General features: G+C 73.3%; 2 protein-coding genes and 1 pseudogene. 2 read left to right on the forward strand and 1 reads right to left on the reverse strand.

Going from position 1 to position 5,728, the window contains the following annotated elements:
• The first annotated feature begins 186 nt into the window (after nucleotides 1-186).
• Complete coding sequence (locus ACFXPX_RS15415) at nucleotides 187-2,361, forward strand: NEW3 domain-containing protein (RefSeq protein WP_380641539.1); 2,175 nt, start codon at nucleotides 187-189, stop codon at nucleotides 2,359-2,361.
• Between the two features lie 169 nt (nucleotides 2,362-2,530).
• Complete coding sequence (locus ACFXPX_RS15420) at nucleotides 2,531-3,232, forward strand: NUDIX domain-containing protein (RefSeq protein WP_380641616.1); 702 nt, start codon at nucleotides 2,531-2,533, stop codon at nucleotides 3,230-3,232.
• Here ACFXPX_RS15420 and ACFXPX_RS15425 read toward each other — a convergent pair.
• Nucleotides 3,222-5,726: pseudogene (locus ACFXPX_RS15425) on the reverse strand (hypothetical protein); the annotation flags it as partial. The gene ACFXPX_RS15420 and the pseudogene ACFXPX_RS15425 sit on opposite strands and share 11 nt — an antisense overlap.
• Nucleotides 5,727-5,728 lie beyond the last annotated feature (2 nt).

Consider the following 5,728-nt stretch of genomic DNA (forward strand, 5'->3'; position numbering starts at 1 on the left):
CGGCCACTTCGCCGTCCGTCCACCCGCCGCTCTGCACGCCCCTGCTCCGAACCCCCTCAGATCTGCTCGATCCTGATTGTTCCTGCCGTGCTCTTGTCAGAACTGAGCAGAGCCCCGTACAACTGATCCCGCCGAGGCAACGCCGTTCACCATGCCCTGACCCCGAAGATCCCGTGAGGTCGAAGCGTGTCAACTCCCCTCCCCCGGTGGCTCCGTGCCGCCGTCGCCTGCTGCACGACGCTCGCCGCAGCGTCCACCGGAACGCTGCTGGCCCTCCCCGCGGCCGCCGCCGCACCCGCACCGCCGGGCGCCGCCGCCCAGTACCCCGACTACGCCCCCACCCCGCCGATGGGCTGGAACGACTGGTCCTACTACCAGTGCGGGATCGACGAGAAGACGATCCTCGACAACGCCCACGCCCTGGTCACCACCGGACTGGCGAAGAAGGGCTACGACACCGTCACCATCGACGACTGCTGGATGTCCCGACAGCGCGACGCCAAGGGCGCCCTGGTCGCCGACCCTGCCCTCTTCCCGGACGGCATGGCCTACGTCGGGCGCCAACTCCACCAGCTCGGGCTCAAGTTCGGCATCTACGAGGACGCCGGGACCAGCACCTGCGGCGGCTACCCCGGCTCGCTCGACCACTGGCAGCAGGACGCCGACCTGTTCGCGTCCTGGGAGGTCGACTACGTCAAGCTCGACGGCTGCAACGTCCCCACCAAGCCCGGCGAGACCGAGGAACAGAGCTACCGCGACACCTACACCGCGATGAGCACGGCCCTGCTCAACACCCACCGCCCGATCGTCTTCTCGATCTCCGCCCCCGCCTACTTCCAGGGCGCGGCGAACTGGGAGTCGGTGATCCGCTGGTCCGCCCAACTCGGCAACCTGTGGCGGGAGGGCGCCGACATCGCCCTCGGCCAGGCCCCCGGCCGCGAGAAGTGGGCCTCGATCAAGGACAACTACGGCTACAACGTCGGCCTGCCCGCGCTGCAACGACCGGGGCGCTGGAACGACCCCGACTTCCTGCTCGCCGGCGACTCCGGCCTCAGCCAGGACGAGATCCAGAGCCAGACCTCGCTGTGGGCGATGATGGCCGCGCCGCTGATCTCCAGCACCGACCTCACCCACCTCTCCCCCGCCGCGCTGGCCGTGCTCGGCAACGAGGACGTCATCGCCGTCGACCAGGACCGGCTCGGCGTCCAGGGCAAGGTCGTCCAGCACGACACCGGCTACGACGTGCTCAGCAAGCCGCTGGCCGGCGGGGACCGTGCGGTCGCCCTGTTCAACTCCTCCGACACCGCGCAGACCATCACCACCACCGCCGCCCGGGCCGGCCTGCCCTCCGCCACCGGCTACGCCCTCCACGACCTGGTGACCAAGCAGGTCACCGGCACGACCGGCGTGATCTCCGCGGACGTGCCGCCGCACGCCACCGTGCTCTACCGCGTCCACCCCGGCGCCACCCGCGGCGCGGCCCCCGCGACCGCCCTCACCTGGCAGGACATCAGCACGGCGGAGGCCTCCGGGACGTACCGGATCACCCTGGCCGACCACGGCGCCGTCCCGCTGAACGACACCCGACTGCGGGTCACCGCCCCCGCCGGCTGGACCGTCACCCCCGCGACCACCGCCCTGCCCCGCGTCGAACCCGGCGGAACGGCCTCGGCCACCGTGACGGTGCACGGCCCGCAGGGCACCCCCGGGACGACGGTCACGGCCATCACCGCCACCGCGAGCTACCGGGCCCGGCCGACGGCCGTCGACACGGTCAGCGGCGACCGGACGATCGTGCAGACCGTGCCCTACCCCTCGCTGGCGGCCGCGTTCGACAACGTCGGCACCACCTCCGAGAGCGCCCCCGCCCCCGGCAACTTCGACGGCAACGGGGACAGTTACTCGACCCAGGCCCTGGCCGCCGCCGGCGCCACCCCGGGCGCCACCATCAGCGCCAACGGCCTCGGCTTCACCTGGCCGTCCTCGGCCCCGGGCACCGCCGACAACGTGTCCGCCGCCGGCCAGCAGATCACCCTCACCGGCCAGGGCACCGCGCTGGGCTTCCTCGGCGCCGAAGCCGGCTTCACCGCCGGCACGGTCACCGTCACCTACACCGACGGCACCACCAGCACCGGCCAACTCGGCTTCCCCAACTGGTGCTGCTCCCCCACCGACGCCTACGGCGCGAAGACCGCCTTCACCACCGACCACCGCAACACCCCCACCGGCCCGGCCAACTACGGCACCACCTACGGCGTCTTCACCAACACCGTCCCCCTGACACCCGGCCGGACGATCCGCTCCGTCACCCTCCCCGACGCCCCCGCGATCCACGTCTTCGCCCTGACCGTCCAACCCTGACCCTCCAACCCTGACCGCCGAAACCGTCACCGACCGGCCCCGACCGACTCCGGCCCGCCCCACCCCATCCGCCACCCCCAGGGACCGCACCGTGCCCGAGACCGCCACCGAGACCACCCCCGCCCGGATCCGCTCGGCCGGCCTCTGGTTCCACGACCACGCCGTGCTCATGGAGAGCCTCGCCGACATCGAGCTCTGGGGCGTGCCCGGCGGCGGCCTGGAGCCCGGCGAGTCCCTCACCACCGCCTGCGAACGGGAGTTCCTGGAGGAGACCGGCGTCGCCGTGCGGTGCGGCCGGCTCGCCGTCGTGGCGGACAGCTTCTTCCGGGACGACCGGGGCGAACTCCACCACGACGTCTGCTTCTACTTCCTCGTCGAACCCAGGCTCCCCGGCACCGCCGGCCGGCCCGGGATCAGCAGCAGGGAGGCCCAGTTGCAGTTCCGCTGGATCGATCTGCACGACCTCGGCTCGGTGAGGCTCGTGCCGGACTACCTGGCCGCCCTGCTCCCGGCCCTGCGCGATCACGCCGCGCCGGGGTCCCTCCGCTTCGACTGCCGGCCCCCCGCGGGGCGACCCCGGGCCGACGGGCGCCCGGTCGACCCGGCCGCCCGACGGTCACCGCGGGTCAGCGGCGGGAGCGGCGGTCGCGGCGGGCCGCGATCAGGCTGCCACCGACCACCAGGAACACCACCGTCGCCAGCAGCGCCGCGAACGGGTTCCCGCTCCCGGTGGGCGGCAGCGGCGGCTTGCTGGTCGGGCTCGGGCTGGGCGTGTTCCGGACGGTGGTGGTGGTCGAGCAGTTGCCCGCCACCGCCCGGCGGGCCCCGTTGCCGCCCGAGCAGTTGGACCCGTCGGCGGTCAGCCGGTTGACCAGCGCCCTGCCGCCCGCGTCCGGCTTCACGGTGACGGTGTAGCTGAGCGTCTCCGTCGCCCCCGGCAGGAGGTCCAGCGTCCAGGTCAGCCGCGGCGCCGCGTAGGCCGTCCGTCCGCTGCTGGCACGGGCGTCGGCGTCGTACACCGCGCCGTCCAGCACCCCGGAGAGGTCGTCGGTGACGACGGCCCCGAGGTACGTGCCGCTGGCCCGGTTGGTCGCGGTGACCGTGTACGTCACGGTGTCACCGGCCTTCGGGTTCGCCGGGCTCGCCTGCTTGCTGAGCAGCAGGTCGTGCTGGACCGTGATCGGCTCGGTCGGCGTCGCCACCGCCGTGTGCGCGGTCGCGCTCGGATCCGGGCCGCCCGTCACCACCACCGTGTTGACCGGAACGGCCGTGGCGTTCGGGTCCAGCGTGCCGGTCAGCGTCCAGGACAGCGTCGCACCGACCGGGATCTCCACCGCCGGACAGGTCGCCGTCCCGTTCGCGACGGGGCACGGCGTCCCGTCGGCGTCGGCCGTCATCGACGCGTCGTTCACGCCGGCGGGCACCTCGTCCGTGACGACCACGTTGCGGGCCACCGAGGGCCCGTCGTTGGTCACGATGACCCGCCACCGGATCTGCTGCCCGGCGACGACCGGGGAGGTCAGCAGCACCTTGGCGACGGTCAGCCGGGCCTGCCCCGAGGGCGACGAGCTCGGCGAGGCGACCGCCGTGTGGGTCGGCGTCCCCGGGTCGGGCCCACCGGTCACGGTGACCGTGTTGGTGGGCGTGACGGTCGAGGCCGGGTCGAGCGTGCCGCGCAGGGTCCAGGTCAGCGTCCGCCCGACCGGGATCTCCACCGCCGGGCAGGTCGCCGTCCCGTCCGCGACGGTGCAGTCCGCACCGCCGGGCCCGGTCATCGAGGCGCCGCTCACCCCGGCGGGCACCCGGTCCGTCACCACGACACCGCGCGCCGTGGAGGGGCCGTCGTTGGTCACGGTCACCTGCCACTCGATCGGCGCCCCGGGCACCACCGGGTTGGTGACGAGGACCTTGGCGACGGTCAGCCGGGCCTGCGCCGACGGCGAGGAGCTCGGCGAGGCGACCGCCGTGTGGGTCGGCGTCCCCGGGTCGGGCCCGCCGGTCACGGTCGCCGTGTTGACCGGCGTGACGGTGGCACCGGCGTCCAGCGTGCCGGTCAGGGTCCAGGTCCGGGTGGCGCCGACGGCGATCCCGACGGCCGGACAGGTCACCGTCCCGTTCGCGATCGGGCAGGCGGTACCGTCGTCCGCCGCCATCGACGCGTTCAACACCCCGTCCGGCACCCGGTCGGTGACCACCACGTCACGAGCGACGGACGGCCCCTGGTTGGTGACGGTCACCCGCCACTCGATCCGCCGACCGGGCACCACCGGGTCGGTGACCAGCACCTTGGCGACCGACAGGCGTGCCTCGGCCACCGGCCCGGTCGAGGGACTGGCCACCGCGGTGTGGGTGACGGTGCTCGGGTCCGGGCCGCCGGTGACGAGGGCCGTGTTGGTCGGCGTCACCGTGGCGGCGGGGTCGAGCGTGCCGGTCAGGGTCCAGGTCAGCAGCCCGCCGACCGGGATCTCGACGGCCGGGCAGGTCGCCGTCCCGTTCGCGATCGGGCACGCCGTACCGTCCTGCGCCGCCATCGAGGCGTTCAGCACCCCGGCCGGCACCTGATCGGTCACGACCACGTTCCGCGCCCGCGAAGGACCGTCGTTCGTCACACTGACCTGCCACTGGATCTGCCGGCCCGGAACCGCCGGGTCGGTCAGCAGCACCTTCGACACCGACAGCCGGGCCTGCGGCTCGGGAGTGCCGCTGGGCGAGGCGGTGGCGATGTGCACGGGCGTGCTCGGGTCGGGCCCGCCCGTGACGGTGACCGAGTTGGTCGGTGTGACGGTGGCGTCGGCGTCCAGTGTCCCGGTGAGCGTCCAGGTCACCGTGCCACCGGCCGGGATCTCGACGGCCGGGCAGGTCGCCGTCCCGTTCGCGATCGGGCAGGCGGTACCGTCCTGCGCCGCCATGGACGCGTTCGACACCCCGGCCGGCACCTGATCGGTGACGACGACGTTCCGGGCTCGCGAAGGACCATTGTTCGTCACGCTCACCCGCCACTGGATCTGCTGACCCGGCACCACCGGGTTCGTCAGCAACACCTTCGACACCGACAGATTCGCCTGGGGCGACGGCGAGTTCGACGGCGAAGCCACCGCTGTGTGGGTCGGCGTGCTCGGGTCCGGACCACCCGTCACGGTGACCGAGTTGATCGGCGTCACCGTGGCATCGGCATCCAGCGTCCCGGTAAGCGTCCAGGTCACCGTGTCACCGGCCGGGATCTCCACTGCCGGACACGTCGCCACACCATTGCCGATCGGGCAGGCAGTACCGTCCTGCGCCGCCATGGACGCGTTCGACACCCCGGCCGGCACCTGGTCGGTCACGACGACGTTGCGCGCTCGCGACGGCCCGTTGTTCGTCACGC

The organism is Kitasatospora sp. NPDC059146 (genome assembly GCF_042786665.1).
Taxonomy (GTDB): domain Bacteria; phylum Actinomycetota; class Actinomycetes; order Streptomycetales; family Streptomycetaceae; genus Kitasatospora.

Excerpts from the sequence above, each read along its gene's own strand:
- ACFXPX_RS15420 (WP_380641616.1), top strand. The coding sequence starts at position 2,531 with ATGGAGAGCCTCGCCGACATCGAGCTCTGGGGCGTGCCCGGCGGCGGC.